General features: G+C 67.7%; 12 protein-coding genes. 7 read left to right on the top strand and 5 right to left on the bottom strand.

Annotation, left to right across the window (positions count from 1 at the left end; genetic code table 11):
- Together eccE and eccA are read left to right on the top strand one after the other, a co-directional pair.
- A partial coding sequence (gene eccE / locus A5711_RS04395) for a type VII secretion protein EccE (protein ID WP_067944386.1) occupies window positions 1-1,374 on the top strand: 1,374 nt, incomplete at its 5' end.
- A 28-nt stretch (window positions 1,375-1,402) separates the two neighbouring features.
- Window positions 1,403-3,241, top strand: coding sequence for a type VII secretion AAA-ATPase EccA (gene eccA / locus A5711_RS04400; protein ID WP_067944389.1), 1,839 nt, complete (start codon window positions 1,403-1,405; stop codon window positions 3,239-3,241).
- A gap of 27 nt (window positions 3,242-3,268) precedes the next feature.
- On the opposite strand, the gene A5711_RS04405 is transcribed toward eccA, so the two are convergent.
- Together A5711_RS04405 and A5711_RS04410 are read right to left on the bottom strand one after the other, a co-directional pair.
- On the bottom strand, window positions 3,269-3,709 hold the full coding sequence (locus A5711_RS04405; RefSeq protein ID WP_067944391.1) for a nitroreductase family deazaflavin-dependent oxidoreductase: 441 nt from the start codon (window positions 3,707-3,709) through the stop codon (window positions 3,269-3,271).
- 14 nt (window positions 3,710-3,723) lie between these two features.
- The gene (locus A5711_RS04410; RefSeq protein ID WP_067944393.1) at window positions 3,724-4,566 is read right to left on the bottom strand and encodes an NAD(P)H-binding protein; all 843 of its coding nucleotides are present in this window, start codon (window positions 4,564-4,566) and stop codon (window positions 3,724-3,726) included.
- A gap of 112 nt (window positions 4,567-4,678) precedes the next feature.
- Between A5711_RS04410 and sigI the strand changes: the two genes are divergently transcribed.
- Window positions 4,679-5,557, top strand: coding sequence for an RNA polymerase sigma factor SigI (sigI, locus tag A5711_RS04415; RefSeq protein WP_067944396.1), 879 nt, complete (start codon window positions 4,679-4,681; stop codon window positions 5,555-5,557).
- Here the strand turns inward: sigI and A5711_RS04420 are convergent.
- Complete coding sequence (locus tag A5711_RS04420; RefSeq protein WP_067944398.1) at window positions 5,554-6,765, bottom strand: MinD/ParA family protein; 1,212 nt, start codon at window positions 6,763-6,765, stop codon at window positions 5,554-5,556. The genes sigI and A5711_RS04420 overlap by 4 nt on opposite strands.
- Window positions 6,766-7,399: 634 nt before the next feature.
- On the opposite strand from A5711_RS04420, the gene gltB reads away from it, so the two are divergent.
- Together gltB and A5711_RS04430 are read left to right on the top strand one after the other, a co-directional pair.
- Window positions 7,400-11,995, top strand: a complete 4,596-nt coding sequence (gene gltB / locus A5711_RS04425) for a glutamate synthase large subunit (RefSeq protein WP_067944399.1) — start codon at window positions 7,400-7,402, stop codon at window positions 11,993-11,995.
- Window positions 11,988-13,454, top strand: coding sequence for a glutamate synthase subunit beta (locus A5711_RS04430; protein ID WP_067944401.1), 1,467 nt, complete (start codon window positions 11,988-11,990; stop codon window positions 13,452-13,454). Before gltB ends, A5711_RS04430 begins: the two co-directional genes overlap by 8 nt.
- 364 nt (window positions 13,455-13,818) lie before the next feature.
- Here A5711_RS04430 and A5711_RS04435 read toward each other — a convergent pair whose 3' ends face one another.
- The gene (locus tag A5711_RS04435; protein ID WP_067944403.1) at window positions 13,819-14,667 is read right to left on the bottom strand and encodes an LLM class F420-dependent oxidoreductase; all 849 of its coding nucleotides are present in this window, start codon (window positions 14,665-14,667) and stop codon (window positions 13,819-13,821) included.
- A gap of 51 nt (window positions 14,668-14,718) precedes the next feature.
- Between A5711_RS04435 and A5711_RS04440 the strand changes: the two genes are divergently transcribed.
- Both A5711_RS04440 and A5711_RS04445 read left to right on the top strand, forming a co-directional pair.
- Window positions 14,719-15,147 carry a hypothetical protein gene (locus A5711_RS04440; protein ID WP_067944405.1) on the top strand — a complete coding sequence of 143 codons (429 nt, stop codon included), beginning with the start codon at window positions 14,719-14,721 and terminating at the stop codon, window positions 15,145-15,147.
- A gap of 25 nt (window positions 15,148-15,172) precedes the next feature.
- Window positions 15,173-16,180 carry a PHP domain-containing protein gene (locus A5711_RS04445; RefSeq protein WP_067944407.1) on the top strand — a complete coding sequence of 336 codons (1,008 nt, stop codon included), beginning with the start codon at window positions 15,173-15,175 and terminating at the stop codon, window positions 16,178-16,180.
- 9 nt (window positions 16,181-16,189) lie between these two features.
- Here the strand turns inward: A5711_RS04445 and A5711_RS04450 are convergent, their stop codons facing one another.
- A complete protein-coding gene (locus A5711_RS04450) occupies window positions 16,190-16,948 on the bottom strand; it encodes a YoaK family protein (protein WP_067944409.1) in 759 nt (252 codons plus the stop codon).
- Window positions 16,949-16,960: the final 12 nt, after the last annotated feature.

The raw sequence follows: 16,960 nt of genomic DNA on the forward strand, positions 1-16,960 counted from the left end.
GTGTTGTGGCGGCGGGGGCGGCGCCCGATCCGCTGGGACGCCCCAATCACCGTGGCCAACAACCGATCCGGCGGCGGGGTCCGGGTGCAAGACGGTGTTGCGGTGGTGGCCGTGCAGCTGCTCGGCCGGGCACACCAAGCGACCTTGGTGACGGGTTCGGTGACCGTCGAAACCGACAACGTCATCGATGTCGTCGAATTGGTGCCGATGATGCACCAGGCGCTGGGGCTGCGGCTCGACTCGATCAGCGTCGTCTCACTCGGTTCCCGGCACGGCAACATCGGCGATTACCCGCGGGTGTATGACTCGGAGATCGGCACGCCGCCGTATGCGGGCCGGCGCGAGACCTGGCTGATCATGCGGCTGTCCATCATCGACAACACCCAAGCGCTCCGCTGGCGCACCACGGTTGGCGCCGCGGCCATTTCGGCGGCGCAGCGCATCGCGGGCCTGCTGCGCTGCCAGGGGCTGCGGGCGAAGGTGGCCAACGCCACCGATCTGGCCGAGCTCGATCGGCGGCTGGGGTGCGACGCCATCGAGGGGGAGACGCAGAGATGGAAGGCCATCCGCGGTGAGGCCGGCTGGATGACGACCTACGCGTATCCGCCCGACGCGATCGCCTCGCGCGTGCTGTCGCAGGCGTGGACGCTGCGCGCCGACGAGGTCATCCAGAACGTGACCGTGTATCCGGATGCGACCTGCACCGCGACCATCACCGTGCGCACGCCCACGCCGGCTCCCACCCCGCCGAGTGTGATCCTGCGCCGGCTAAACGGGGAACAGGCCGCGGCCGCCGCGGCCAACATGTGCGGCCCGCGCCCCTTTCTGCGGGCGTTGCGGCCCAGCCCGCTGCCCGAGCAACTGCTCACCGAGATCGGCCCTTCGGGCGTGCTGATCGGGAAACTGAGCAACGGGGACCGCCTGCTGATCCCCGTCACCGATGCCGGCGAGCTGTCAAGGGTTTTCGTGGCCGCCGACGATCCGGTCGCCAAGCGGATCGTGATCCGCACCGCCGGTGCCGGCGAGCGGGTGTGCGTGCATACCCGCGACATGACGCGCTGGGCCAGCGTGCGGATGCCGGAGATCGGCGTCGTCAGCACGGCGCGGCCCGCGCCGCGCACCACCGTCAGCGTCGTGGAGCACGTTGCCCCGATCTCACCCACCCCGCGACCCGCGACCGTGATCACCATCGCCCCGTCGGGCACGCGGCTGCCCGAGGGACACCGGCACAACTTCGAGGTGATCATCGAACAGGTCGGCCCGGCGATGGTGCGGGTCAGCGCGGCGGGGAAGGATTGGCTGGTCGAGATGGACATGTTCCGCGCCGAGCACCGCTACGTGAGTCTCGACCCGGTCACCATGTCGGTCACGTAGAACGTCAAGGATCCAAAGGGCACACGCAATGGGTGATTTACAAACTGCCCGTAGGCATTTCGATCGGGCCATGGCGGTGATGAGCAGGCAGGGCCGGGCGGCGGCGCTGCCGGAGTTCGTCGCGGCCACCGACGCCGATTCGTCGATGGCCGACGCGTGGCTGGGCCGCATCGCCTGCGGTGACAACGACCTCGCCTCGCTGAAGCGGCTCTATGCCACCAGCGAATGGCTGCACCGCGAAACGACCCGCATCGGACGGACGCTCGCCGCGGAGATCCAGCTGGGGCCCTACATCGGAATCACGGTGACCGACGCATCCCAAGTGGGGTTGGCGCTGTCGTCGGCGCTGACCATCGCCGGCGAATACGCCGAGGCCGACAGGCTGCTGTCCAATCGCGACCTGCTCGATTCTTGGACCAACTATCAGTGGCACCAGCTGGCCCGCGCGTTCTTGATGTACACGACGCAGCGCTGGCCGGACGTGTTGTTGGCCGCCGCCGAGGAACTTCCGCCGCAGGCGATCATCATGTCGGCCGTGACGGCGTCGATCTGCGCGCTGGCGGCCCACGCCGCGGCACATCTCGGGCAGGGCCGGGTCGCGCTTGACTGGCTCGACCGCGTCGACGTGATCGGGCAGACCAATGCGTCGGGCCGCTTCGACGCCGACGTGCTGACCGCATCGATCGGGCCGGCCGATATCCCGCTGCTGGTCGCCGATTTGGCGTATGTGCGCGGGATGGTGCACCGCCAGCTGCGCGAGGAAGACAAGGCCCAGGTCTGGCTGTCGAAGGCCACCATCAACGGCGTTCTGACCGAGGCCGCGAAGGCGGCTTTGGCCGACCCGAACCTGCACCTGGTCGTGACCGACGAGGAAACCATCGCCAGCCGGACCGATCGGTGGGATGTGTCGACCGCCAAGAGCCGTGACGAGCTGGACGACGACGCCACCTCGGAACGGCGCGCCGAGTTGCTCGCCGAGGGCCGGGCATTGCTGGCCAAGCAGGTCGGGCTGGCCGCGGTCAAGCAGGCCGTGTCGGCGCTCGAGGATCAGCTCGAAGTGCGGATGATGCGCCTCGAGCATGGCCTGCCGGTGGAGGGACAGACCAACCACATGCTGCTAGTTGGTCCGCCCGGTACCGGCAAGACGACCACCGCCGAAGCGCTCGGCAAGATCTACGCCGGCATGGGCATCGTCCGCAACCCCGAAATCCGGGAGGTCCGGCGGTCGGACTTCTGCGGCCACTACATCGGGGAGTCGGGGCCCAAGACCAACGCGCTGATCGAAAAGTCGCTCGGCCAAATCATTTTCATGGACGAGTTCTATACCCTGATCGAGCGGCATCAGGACGGCACACCCGACATGATCGGCATGGAGGCCGTCAACCAGCTCCTGGTGGCGCTGGAAACACACCGCTTCGACTTCTGTTTCATCGGTGCCGGTTATGAGGATCAGGTGGACGAATTCCTCACCGTGAACCCGGGTTTGGCCGGCAGGTTCAATCGCAAGCTGCGCTTCGAGTCGTATTCACCGGCCGAGATCGTCGAGATCGGTCACCGTTATGCGGCGCCGCGCGCCAGCAAGCTCGACGACGCCGCGCGGGAGGCATTCCTGGACGCGGCGACGACCATCCGCAATTACACGACGCCGGGCGGGCGGCACGGCATCGACGCCATGCAGAACGGCCGGTTCGCCCGCAACGTCATCGAACGTGCCGAGGGATTTCGGGACACCCGCGTGGTCGCGCAAAAGCGCGCGGGCCAAACGGTGACGGTCGAGGATCTGCAGATCATCACCGCCCCCGACATCGAGGCCGCGGTGCGCAGCGTGTGCTCGGACAATCGCGACATGGCGGCCATCGTCTGGTAGGCCCCGGCCGCCAAGCCTCGTCGGGTGTCAGGCCGGCTCGAAGCGGAAGACGGCCAGCCGCCCCGCCAACGCTTCGAATTCGTCGGCCGTCCCATCACGCACCATCCCCGATCGTTTCGCGAACGCCACGCCGACGGGCACCCGGGCCGGAAACGCCCGGAGCACAGGCCGCGCCTCCCCGACGGAGAGTTCGACGATCCGGACCTGCCGGGACCGTCGTCCCCGGCTGAGCGTGCCGGTGCCGGCCGCCCGGGCGTTGGCCGCCCAGTCGGCACCCGGATAGCCCGCCACGACGTAGAGGCCACCCTGAAACTCGAATGGCGTCATCGGAGTGCTGCGAGGCCGACCCGACTTGCGGCCGGGGACCGTCAGCACCATGGCGGGTCCGGTGGGAATCCCGAGGCGTTGGACCGCCATCATCACCCTGTTCATCGGCTTGAGGAAGCGCGGCGGACGCGGTTCGGACATTCGCGGTTCCTTTGCTAACTCGCCCGGGCGAAGACGTCGCGGTGCCCGGCGACCCATTGGCTGAAGGGCGACGCCGGCCGGCCGAGGATCCTCTCCACGTCGTGGGTGACGAGCGCGGGTGCATCGAGCGTCGCGGCCAGCATGGCGATGTAGGCGTCCGCGAACTCGGGGGTGAAGCCCAACGCGAGGAAGCGTTCGCGCACCGCGGCATTCGGTATCTCGCGGTACTGCAGCGGCCGACCCAGGACTGCGCCGATGACCTCGACCAGCTCTGAGTTGGTGAAGGCTCGCGGACCGGTCAGCGGGATCCGCTGCCCGACAAGCTCATCGGTGAGCAACGCCCGCGCCGCCACCGCCGCGATGTCGGTCTCGACGATCGGTGCCGTCGAGGCCGCGGCGTACGGCCCGAAAACCACATCGCCCGAACGGATTTGCGGGGACCACATGCCGGCGAAGTTCGTCGCGAACACGGTCGGCCGCAGGCTCACCCAGGTCAGGCCGGAGTCGACGGCGAGCTGCTCGACCTCCTTGTTGCGGTCCCCGCGGAAGCGGGACGGCTGCCGGGCGAAGTCGTCGTCGGCGTTGATCGCCGAGAGCGCCACCAGCTTCTTCACCCCGGCGCGCACGCACTCGGTCACCACCTTCTGCAGGTCCTCTCCCAGCGCCCGGGAATTGAGGAACACCGCCGACGCGCCGGGCAGCGCCCCGGCCGCCGACCCGACCGGTTCGACGCCGGGCGGAAACCCGGCCGTCTCCGGCGTGCGGGTCACCGCGCGCACCGGCGCGCCCGCGGCGGCGAGGGCGGCGACGAGAGGGCGTCCGACGTTGCCGGTCGCCCCGGTTACCACAATGGTCATGGGAAGGCCCCTTTCTCGTAATTTTTTGCGGTGTTCCAAGGACGGGGCGAAGGGTGCGAAAGTTACACCGGGAAACCTGTAACTTTTCACCGCAGCGGATCGTCGAAGAGTCATGAACCAGTCGCAGTCAGCGGGCGACCAGGTCGCCGAGGCCTGGCGTCGTCACCGCCCGTATCTGGTCAACCTCGCCTACCAAATGCTCGGCGACGTCGGCGAGGCGGAAGACGTTGCGCAGGAGGCGTTTCTGCGGCTCTCTCGGGCGGACGTCGACGAGATCGAGGACGTCCGAGGCTGGCTGACGGTGGTGGCGAGCCGGCTCTGCCTCGACCAGGTGCGCTCGGCGCGCGCCCGCTACGAACGACCGGGCGAGGTCCAGGAGCGGCCGACGCCGCACCGCGCCGACCCGGCCGACCGGGTCACCCTCGACGACGAGATCCGCGCCGCCTTGCTGGAAGTGCTGCGCAGGCTCAGTCCCGGGGAACGGGTCGCCTTCGTGCTGCACGACGTGTTCGGCGTCCCGTTCGAATCGATCTCCGAAACCGTGGGCCGCCCGGTGGGCACCTGCCGCCAGCTGGCGCGCAGGGCGCGGGCGAAATTCGTTGCTGCGCAACCCAAGACCAATGAGGTGGCCTCGGCCGAACACCAGCTCGTCACCGAGAAGTTCATCACCGCATGCGCCAACGGCGACGTCGCCGCGTTGGCCGCCGTGCTGGACCCGACGGTGTGGGGCGTGGGCACGATCCTCGCCGATCCGCCGCCACCGCCGCAGATCAACCACGGGCCGGATGCGGTGGCCACCAACCTGCTGCGCTACCTATGGCCGGACGTGACGTTGGTCAGCGGCCCCGTCGGGCAACCGGTGCTGTTGGCGTTCACCGATCGCCGGCTCTTCGCCGTCATCGTGCTGACGATCAGCGGGTCCCGCGTGGCCAAGATCGAGGCCATCGCCGACCCGGCCGCGCGGATGGGACCGGCGGCCGAACGGGGTTAGCCCGGCCGGTCGTCGTGCCGCGCCGCGAAATAGCCCGCGATCGTCGCCGTGACCTCCAGGAATTTCCGCCGCGTCGCCGACGCCATTTCGCGGCTCACATCGATCACACCGCCGGGCCGCAGGTGGGGGTCGAAGGGCACCTCGATCACCGGCCGGCCGTGGTCGATGAATTCGCGGGCCAGCAACGCCCGGGTGCGTTTGTCGGCGTGGCCGTCCGAATCGTTGAGCACGACGACGCTCTTCTGCAGCAGTGTGTCGAAGCCCTGATCGGCCAGCCACTCCAGGGTCCTGGCGGCAGCGTTCGCCCCGTCCGCCCACGGCGAGGAGACCACGATCAGCGCGTCCAGATCGCGCAGCACCTCCTGGGTGACCGGCGCGTCCATCGTTGAACCACAGTCGATCACCGAGATCGCGAAATGGCGGTCGAGGCGTAACGCGGCCTCCCGGTAGATCGCGGGATCGAGCACCCGGCGCGGGCCGGACGCCGGTTCACCGCCGAGCACGTGCAGGCCGGCGGAGTTGCGCCCCACCCGGGCGACGACATCGGTGAAAGACTGCAGGTTCTTGTCGGCCGTGAGTTCCCAGAACGATCCGGACGACCCCGGGTCGATTCGGCTGCTGAGTCGGCCGAAGGCGGTGTCGGCGTCGATCGCGACAACGTGATCCTGCCGCCGGAGTTCGGCGAACAGCGAACCGACACTGGCGGCCACCGACGTTTTTCCGACCCCGCCCTTGCCCAGGACGCCGACCTTGTAGTTGCCGACCAAGCGGGCCCGGATCGCCGCCTCGAATTGGGCGTCCTGTAGCTGCGCGGGTGACGGACCGAGCCTGACGAGGCCGAAAGTGATCAGCCGGACCACGCGTCGCCAACCGCGGTCGGGTGTTGCGTCGACGGCCGTGGTGGACCGCGCCGGAGCGGCCGCGGTCGGCGGCGCCGCAGTGGCGGGTGCGGGGGCCTCCTGGGGAGCCGACATCGCGGGCGGTCGCGGGAAAACAGGCGGGGCGGCGGGCTGTGGAGGTGACGCGGGCGGACGCTGCGGAGGCGCCGGTGGCCGCGCTGGAGGCGCCGATGGTGGCCGCGGTGCGAGGCGCTGGCCGACCGGAGGCGGCGGCGGCACACTCCTGGGCTCGGGCCCGGGCGGGCGCGTCGCCGGCGTAGCGGGCGGCGGCTGCAGACGGTCCCGCAGGAATTCGTCGGGCTCGTTCATGGGCTCCTCGGATGCCAGGCGATCGGTCGGCGCTGGTGGGTGCGTCCTGGGCTAGTGATAAGCGCCACGGCAAACCGTCGGCGCCGGATGCGGACCAGTGCCCGTCCAGTATCTCCTCCGTGCCGCCCATCGCTACCGTGCAAACTTAGCAGCGCTCGGTTTCGCGCGCCCGCGACGGCATGTGCCGCCCGCTGAGCACGATCATGCGCGCCGATTCCGAGGCTGTGGGCAAGCACGCGGGCGGCGTCAGCAAACATTGATCCGCGGTGGATCCGGCACATCGGACCGCCGGATGTGGCGCGGCCGTGACGAAAACTCCAGCGCCAAAAGTGCACGTCCGCCAGGGTGTCGCCCTACGGCCGCCGAGAAATTTACGGTGCTGCCAGCTGGCGGTTAGACTTGACGAAGTTGGCATGTCAGGCGGGTATTGTCATATCGTTTTACGACTTGTCGAGACCGGTTTCCAGGCCACCGTTCAGCGCTGCACGGACGCATCCCTAACAGGATCATCTCCACCTGGGGGACAGCCTATCGAGACAAGACCGAGGGGTCTTAAGCCCGCAACCTCCGGGTGCGACTCCGTCGGAGCAGCTGTTAACGGCAGCTCAACGTTCAGGTGAAGGGTCAGGTGCATATGACGCCCAAGCGCGTCGGGTTATACAACCCCGCGTTCGAGCACGACTCGTGCGGGGTAGCCATGGTCGTCGATATGCACGGCCGTCGTAGCCGCGACATTGTCGACAAGGCCATCACCGCGCTGCTCAACCTCGAACACCGCGGTGCGCAGGGCGCCGAGCCGCGCAGCGGTGACGGTGCCGGCATCCTGATCCAGGTCCCGGACGCCTTCCTGCGCGAGGTCGTGGATTTCGAGTTGCCCCCGGCGGGCAGTTATGCCACCGGTATCGCGTTCCTGCCGCAGTCGTCCAAGGACGCCGCGGCCGCCTGCGACGCGGTGGAGAAGATCGCCGAAGCCGAGGGCCTGACGGTGCTCGGCTGGCGGAACGTGCCCATCGACGACTCGTCACTGGGCGCGCTGTCCCGCGACGCGATGCCCACATTCCGGCAGGTGTTCATGGCCGGTGCATCGGACATGACGCTGGAGCGCCGCTGCTATCTGGTCCGCAAGCGCGCCGAGCACGAACTCGGCACCAAGGGTCCCGGGCAGGACGGGCCCGGCCGCGAAACCGTCTATTTCCCAAGCCTTTCCGGTCAGACGATGGTCTACAAGGGCATGCTGACCACGCCGCAGCTCAAGGCGTTCTACCTTGACCTGCAAGACGATCGGATGACCAGCGCGCTGGGCATCGTGCATTCGCGCTTCTCCACCAACACCTTCCCGTCGTGGCCGCTGGCCCATCCGTTCCGTCGGGTGGCCCACAACGGCGAGATCAACACCGTCACCGGCAATGAGAACTGGATGCGTGCCCGCGAGGCGTTGATCAAGACCGATGTCTTCGGCACGGAAGCCGATGTGGAGAAGCTGTTCCCGATCTGTACCCCGGGCGCCTCGGACACCGCGCGTTTCGACGAGGCGCTCGAACTGCTGCACCTGGGTGGCCGCAGCCTGGCCCACGCGGTGCTGATGATGATTCCCGAAGCGTGGGAACGCAACGAGTCCATGGACCCGGCGCGGCGGGCGTTCTACGAATTCCACGCGTCCTTGATGGAGCCCTGGGACGGCCCCGCGTCGATCACGTTCACCGACGGCACCATCGTGGGCGCCGTACTGGACCGAAACGGCTTGCGCCCCTCCCGGATCTGGGTCACCGAAGACGGCTTGGTGGTGATGGCTTCCGAGGCCGGTGTCCTGGACCTGGACCCCGCCAAGGTGGTCCGCCGGATGCGGTTGCAGCCGGGCCGGATGTTCTTGGTGGACACCACACAAGGGCGCATCGTCTCCGACGAGGAGATCAAGGCCGAACTCGCCGCCGAGCACCCGTACCAGGAATGGCTGGACCGCAACCTGGTTCCCCTCGACAAGCTGCCGCAGGGCGACTACGTGCGGATGCCCCATGATCGACTCGTCAAGCGGCAGCTGACATTCGGCTACACCTATGAAGAGCTCAACCTGTTGGTGTCGCCCATGGTGCGCACGGGCGCCGAGCCGATCGGCTCGATGGGCACCGACACCCCGGTCGCGGTGCTCTCGCAGCGGCCCCGGATGCTCTACGACTACTTCCAGCAGCTGTTCGCGCAGGTGACCAACCCGCCGCTGGACGCGATCCGCGAAGAGGTGGTCACCAGCTTGCAGGGCACCACCGGCGGCGAGCGCGACCTGCTCACGCCGACCGAGCAGTCCTGCCACCAGATCGCATTGCAGCAGCCGATTCTGCGCAACCACGAGCTGGCCAAGCTCGTCAACCTCAATCCCGACGACGAGGTCAACGGGCGCCCGCATGGCATGCGGTCCAAGGTGATTCGTTGCCTGTACCCGGTCGCCGAGGGGGGCGCCGGATTGGCGGCGGCGCTCGATGACGTACGCGCACAGGCGTCTGCCGCGATCGAGGACGGTGCGCGGGTCATCATCTTGTCGGACCGCGAGTCCGACGAGCAGATGGCGCCCATCCCGTCGCTGCTCGCCGTTTCCGGAGTGCACCATCATCTGGTGCGCGACCGGACGCGCACCCACGTGGGTCTGGTCGTGGAGACCGGTGACGCCCGCGAGGTGCACCACATGGCGATGCTGATCGGGTGTGGGGCGGCGGCGATCAACCCCTATCTGGTGTTCGAGTCGATCGAGGACATGCTCGACCGCGGTGCGATCGACGGCTTCTCGGATCGGCAAGAGCGCGAGAAGGCGCTGAACAACTACGTCAAGGCTGCCGGCAAGGGCGTGCTCAAAGTGATGTCCAAGATGGGCATTTCGACGCTGGCCTCCTACACCGGCGCGCAGCTGTTCCAGGCGGTCGGCGTCTCAGAGGACGTGCTCGACGAGTACTTCACCGGGTTGAGCTGCCCGATCGGCGGGATCACGCTGGAGGACATCGCCGCCGACGTCGCGGCTCGCCACCGGCTGGCCTACCTGGACCGCCGCGACGAGCGCGCGCACCGCGAACTCGAGGTGGGCGGCGAGTACCAGTGGCGCCGGGAAGGTGAGTACCACCTGTTCAACCCGGAGACCGTATTCAAGCTGCAGCACTCGACTCGCACCGGGCAGTACAAGATCTTCAAGGACTACACCCGCCTGGTCGACGACCAGAGCGAGCGGATGGCGTCGCTGCGCGGCCTGCTGAAGTTCCGCGGCGGTGTGCGTCCCCCGGTTCCGCTGGAAGAGGTCGAACCCGCCAGCGAGATCGTCAAGCGATTCTCCACCGGGGCGATGAGCTACGGCTCGATCTCGGCCGAGGCGCACGAGACGCTCGCCATCGCGATGAACCGCCTGGGCGGGCGCTCCAACAGCGGGGAAGGCGGCGAGAACGTCAAGCGCTTCGACCGCGACCCCAATGGGGATTGGCGCCGCAGCGCCATCAAACAGGTCGCTTCGGCGCGTTTCGGCGTCACGTCGCACTACCTGACGAACTGCACCGACATCCAGATCAAGATGGCGCAGGGCGCGAAACCCGGTGAGGGGGGCCAGCTTCCGGGACACAAGGTGTACCCGTGGGTCGCCGAGGTGCGCCACTCCACACCGGGCGTCGGGCTCATCTCCCCGCCGCCGCACCACGACATCTACTCCATCGAGGATCTCGCGCAGCTGATCCACGACCTGAAAAACGCCAACCCGTCCGCGCGGGTGCACGTCAAGCTGGTCTCCGAGAACGGGGTGGGCACGGTTGCGGCCGGCGTTTCCAAGGCGCACGCCGACGTGGTGTTGATCTCCGGCCACGACGGTGGCACCGGCGCCACCCCGCTGACGTCGATGAAGCACGCCGGGGCGCCGTGGGAACTGGGCCTGGCCGAGACGCAGCAGACCCTGTTGCTCAACGGGTTACGTGACCGGATCGTCGTGCAGGTGGACGGGCAGCTCAAGACGGGCCGCGACGTGATGATCGCCGCGCTGCTCGGCGCCGAGGAATTCGGCTTCGCCACCGCGCCGCTGGTGGTGGCCGGCTGCATCATGATGCGGGTGTGCCACCTGGACACCTGCCCGGTCGGCGTGGCCACCCAGAACCCGGTGCTGCGGGAGCGGTTCACCGGTAAGCCCGAGTTCATCGAGAACTTCTTCATGTTCATTGCCGAAGAGGTCCGGGAATACATGGCGCAGTTGGGTTTCCGCACCCTCAATGAGGCCGTCGGCCAGGTCGGCGCGCTGGACACCACGCTGGCCCGCGCGCACTGGAAGGCGCACAAGCTCGACCTCGCGCCGGTGCTGCACGAGCCGGAGTCGGCGTTCATGAACCAGGACCTGTACTGCAGCTCCCGGCAGGACCACGGCCTGGACAAGGCGCTCGATCAGCAGTTGATCGTGATGAGCCGGGAGGCGCTCGATTCCGGCAAGCCGGTGCGCTTCTCCACCACCATCAGCAACGTCAACCGCACGGTGGGCACCATGCTCGGCCACGAGGTGACGAAAGCGTATGGCGGCCAAGGGCTTCCGGATGGCACTATCGACATCACGTTCGACGGATCCGCGGGCAACAGCTTCGGTGCCTTCGTGCCCAAGGGAATAACCTTGCGGGTCTACGGCGACGCCAACGACTACGTCGGCAAGGGATTGTCCGGCGGCCGGATCGTGGTGCGCCCATCGGACAACGCCCCGCAGGACTACGTGGCCGAGGACAACATCATCGGCGGCAACGTGATCCTGTTCGGCGCGACCAGCGGCGAGGCCTTCCTGCGCGGGGTGGTCGGCGAGCGGTTCGCGGTCCGCAACTCCGGCGCCCACGCCGTCGTCGAGGGCGTGGGTGACCACGGATGCGAATACATGACGGGTGGCCGGGTTGTGATCCTTGGCCGGACTGGCCGCAACTTCGCGGCGGGAATGTCAGGCGGTGTGGCTTACGTGTACGACCCGAACGAGGAACTTCCGGACAATCTCAACATCGAGATGGTCGACGTGGAGACGTTGGACGAAGACGATGCCGAATTCCTGCACGGCATCATCCAGGCCCACGTGGACGCGACCGATTCCGCGGTCGGCCAGCGGATCCTGGCGGACTGGCGCGGGCAACAACGCCACTTCGTCAAGGTGATGCCACGCGACTACAAGAAGGTGCTGCAAGCGATCGCCGAAGCCGAGCGCGACGGCGTCGATGTGGACAAGGCGATCATGGCGGCCGCACATGGCTGATCCGAGCGGCTTCCTGAAGTACACGCACCGCGAACTGCCGAAGCGCCGGCCTGTCCCGCTGCGGTTGAAGGACTGGCACGAGGTCTACGAGGACTTCGACGAAGGAACCCTGCGTGAGCAGGCGACCCGCTGCATGGATTGCGGTATCCCGTTCTGCCACAACGGGTGTCCGTTGGGCAACCTGATCCCGGAATGGAACGACCTGGTGCGCAGGGGTCGCTGGCGCGACGCGATCGAGCGGCTGCACGCCACCAACAACTTCCCGGACTTCACCGGGCGGCTGTGTCCGGCGCCGTGTGAACCGGCGTGTGTGCTTGGCATCAACCAGGATCCGGTGACCATCAAGCAGATCGAGCTCGAGATCATCGACCACGCCTTCGAGGAAGGCTTCGTGGTGCCGCTGCCCCCGGACAAGCTGACCGGGAAAAAGGTCGCCGTGGTGGGTTCGGGCCCGGCCGGTTTGGCGGCGGCTCAGCAGCTGACCCGGGCCGGCCACACGGTCACCGTTTTCGAGCGGGCGGATCGGATCGGCGGGCTGCTGCGCTACGGCATTCCGGAATTCAAGATGGAGAAGCGCGTTCTCGACCGGCGCCTGAACCAAATGCGTTCCGAAGGAACCGAATTCCGCGCCGGCGTCAACGTCGGGGTCGACATCACCGCCGAACAGCTGCGCGCCGACTTCGACGCGGTGGTTCTGGCCGGCGGCGCCACCGCGGGGCGGGACCTGCCCATTCCCGGTCGGGACCTGGACGGGATCCACCAGGCGATGGAGTACCTGCCGTGGGGCAACCGGGTGCAGGAGGGCGACGACGTCCTCGGGCCCGACGGGGAACCCCCCATCACCGCGAAGGGCAAGAAGGTCGTCATCATCGGCGGTGGTGACACCGGGGCGGACTGCCTGGGTACCGCGCACCGGCAGGGCGCGACCGTCGTGCACCAGTTCGAGATCATGCCGCGACCGCCGGACACACGCGCCGAATCGACTCCGTGGCCGACCTACCCGCTCATGTACCGGGTGTCATCGGCGCACGAAGAGGGCGGCGAGCGGGTGTTCTCGGTGAACACCGAGAAGTTCATCGGCGAAGACGGCCGGGTGACGGCGCTGAAAGCGCATGAGGTCACCATGCAGGACGGCAAGTTCGTCAAGGTGGACGGCTCCGACTTCGAGCTCGACGTCGACCTGGTGCTGCTGGCCATGGGATTCGTCGGGCCGGAAAAGGAGGGCCTGCTCACCGACCTCGAAGTCAAGCTCACCGACCGCGGCAACGTCGCGCGCGGTGCCGACTTCGACACCTCGGTCCCCGGTGTGTTCGTCGCCGGGGACATGGGCCGCGGCCAGTCGCTGATCGTCTGGGCGATTGCGGAAGGCCGGGCCGCCGCCGCGGCCGTCGACCGCTACCTGATGGGTGCGACCGCGCTGCCGGCGCCGGTCAAGCCGACCGCCGTGCCGCTCCAGTAGTCACAGCAGTCACACCAGAAACAGAAGCACCAACTGTCGGCGAGTCGCCTCCCGTTTGCCAGACCGTGGTGTCTAATAGCCTGTTGTGGGCTCGGTCACACGGGCATCGGATTGGGGCCCCGGCTGAACGGAACGATCGCAGGAGTGATCACTGTGCACATCAATCCCGTACCCCGATCAAGGATGGGGCGAATCGCCTGGTCCTGGTTTCGTCACCCCGTCAAGAGCCGCGAGTTCCCCGCTAAACACGAGCGCCTGGTAACCGCTGACGATTTGCTGATCTTCGGGGCATAACGGCCCTGCCGCGCGCCGTCCGGCGCGTCGGAAAGGTTTGCTCGGGGCGACTAACGGGGAACCCGGCGCGTCAATCGAGCAACCCCGAATCGCGGATGGCCTCGGCGAGCGGTTCCAAGACGGCGGGGTCATGCGGCGGGTTGATGTACACGATGCCCAGGTCGAGTCCTTCGGCTTCGAGGCCGGCGGCCTCTTCGATGACCTTCTGGTAGTTGCGCTGCTCGTCCAGGCGCAGATGGGCGGACAGCGTGATCTCCTTCGGGCCGCGCCCGATCTTCTCGCACTCCGCGGCCAGCACGTCGCGCTTGCGGGCGAACTCCTCGGGAGGACCGCCGACGAAGTTCCAGTGCTGCGCGTAGCGCGCGGTGATCGGCAGCGTTCGTTTTTCCCCGCTGCCCCCGATGCAGATCGGCGGATGGGGACGCTGCACACCCTTGGGTTCGTTGCGGGCGCCCTTGAGCTGGTAGTACTTGCCGTGGAAGTCGGTGGTCTCCTGGCTGAGCAGGCTGGTCAAGACCTCGCACGCCTCCTCGAAGCGATCGAAGCGTTCCCGGATGCTGCCTAGCTCGATGCCGTAGGCGCCCGACTCCTCCTCGTTCCAGCCCGCGCCGATCCCCAACTCGAGTCGTCCGTTCGAGATGATGTCGAGCGCCGCGGCCATGTTGGCCAGCACGGCGGGGTGGCGGTAGTGGATCCCCGTGACCAGAGTTCCCAGCCGCAGCCGCTTGGTCGCCTGCGCCAGCGCGGTCAGCGTCGTCCATCCCTCGAGGCAGGGCCCGCTGGCGTCGGAGAAGATCGGGTAGAAGTGGTCGAACGTCCACCCGGACTCGTAGACGTCGATATCGTCGGCGGCCTGCCAGACGGCCAGCATGGCTGCCCAGGTGGTGTTTTGGGGAGAGGTCTTGAAGGCGAATCGCATGAAATCGACGTTAGTCGATGTTTATGAAGGGCAACTAAACTTGGTGCCGCGATGAGCTATTCCCTCGGAGTCGACACCAAGATCACCCTGCTGGCGGCCGGGCTGATCTTCCTGCTTGCCCTGGTCCTCGGGGTGTGGAAGTACCGGCAGATCATGGCCGCCGCCGACCATCGCGCCCATCCCTATGTCGACATCGCGCACCGGGCCGCGTTGCTCTACTCCTTCGCGACGCTGCTGCTGGCCGTCTTCGTCGAGCTCAGCGCCTGGCCGACGTGGATCAACCTGACCGCGGCCGGCGTGGTCGTCTTCTTCTTCGTCGGCGCCATCCTCAGTTACATCGCACACGGGGCGCGACGCGACACCGTCAACCAATTCGAGAATCCTGCGCCCGGAACCGGACTCTTCATGGCCTTGCTCATCGCCGGCGAGATCGGGGGCTTCAGCGTGCTGCTCGCCGGTTTCGTCGCCGGACAATTCTGACACCCTGGCCAGGCACACTGGAGTCATGGACCCGGTAACCGCCTTGCGGCAGATCGCTTACTACAAGGACCGGAGCCGCCAGGATCCCAGGCGCGTGATGGCGTACCGCAATGCCGCCGACATCGTCGAGGGCCTCGACGACGCGGCGCGCGAGCGCCACGGTCAGGCCAACAGCTGGCAATCGCTGCCGGGCATCGGCCCGAAAACCGCAAAGGTCATCGACCAGGCCTGGTCCGGTCACGAACCCGAGCTTCTCATCGAATTGCGTTCCGCCGCGGAGGATCTCGGTGGCGGCGACATCCGTGCGGCGCTACGCGGCGACTTGCACCTGCACTCGAACTGGTCGGACGGGTCGGCCCCGATCGACGAGATGATGGCGACCGCGTCCGCGCTGGGGCACGAATACTGCGCGCTGACCGACCACTCGCCGCGGCTGACGATCGCCAACGGGCTTTCGCCGGAACGGTTGCGCGCACAGCTCGACGTCATCGACAAGCTGCGTGACCAGTTCGCGCCGATGCGCATTCTCACCGGCATCGAGGTCGACATCCTCGAGGACGGCAGCCTCGACCAGGAGCCCGAGCTGCTCGAGCGCCTCGACGTGGTCGTGGCCAGCGTGCATTCGAAGCTTTCGATGGATGCCGCCGCGATGACGCGGCGCATGGTGCGCGCCGTCTCCAATCCACACGCCGACGTGCTGGGCCACTGCACCGGCCGGTTGGTCTCCGGCAACCGGGGCATCCGGCCCCAATCCAAGTTCGACGCCGAAGCGGTTTTCGCCGCCTGCCGCGATCACGGCACCGCGGTGGAGATCAACTCGCGCCCCGAACGCCGGGACCCGCCGACCCGGCTGCTCCAGCTGGCACTGGAGATCGGGTGCGTCTTCAGCATCGACACCGACGCGCACGCGCCAGGCCAGCTGGACTTTCTCGGCTACGGCGCGCAGCGCGCCCTGGACAACGGCGTGCCCGTCGAACGCATTGTCAACACCTGGCCGGCCGAGAAGCTGCTGGAGTGGACGGGCTCGAATTGAGCCGGTCGCTCAGACCCGCACCTCTTCAGCGTCCTCGGGAACCGGTTCCTCGGTGCGGCCGGCGCCTTGTAGAAGGTTCGCGGCGGCGACGGTCGCACAGGTCGCCGCGGGGATGAGCAACGCGTAGCCGCCCAATTCGGCGCCGAACACGATCCCGGCCACGCCACCGCCGAGGAATAGCAGGAGGGTGGTCGCCAGGATCGCGGCTTTCCAACTCTTGATGCCATGCAGCCGGCTGCGGCCGAGAATCAGCCCCAGGTCGGTGACGGTTCCGGTGAAGTGCGTGGTGCGGATCGCCATTCCGCGGAAGCTTGAGGTCATCCCGTTTTGCAGGCCGAGTGCTGCGGCGGCGAACAGCGCCTGCACCGCGGTCTGCTCGATCCCCAGGGCGTTGATCTGCGCCTTGACGACGGTCTCCTCGACCCCGGCCGCGGCAAGCACAAGCAACACCGCCTCGACGAAGAGCACGGCGGCGTGGCGTGGCCCCGCGAGGGAATCGGTGGGTGCGAGGATCGCCCCGGCTATGGTCGCTCCAGTCAGGAAGCCCACAAAGATCGCGCCGAGCACGTGGCCTTCATAAAGCCACGGGTTGGCCGTGTTCATGCCCAGCTGGGTGGTGATCGCGGTCAGGTTGCCGACGGGCAACGCCAAGATCAGCAGCGCCACCGCGTTGACGAAGCCCGCGGACAGGGCGAGCAGGGCGCTGTAACCGAGCAGGAAGCCCTCGCGGGGCGGGCCGCTGTCGCGGGCTTGATGCGGCGGCGGCATCGGATTCAGTTG

The sequence above is a fragment of the Mycobacterium sp. E2238 genome (assembly GCF_001672665.1).
Taxonomy (GTDB): Bacteria; Actinomycetota; Actinomycetes; order Mycobacteriales; family Mycobacteriaceae; genus Mycobacterium.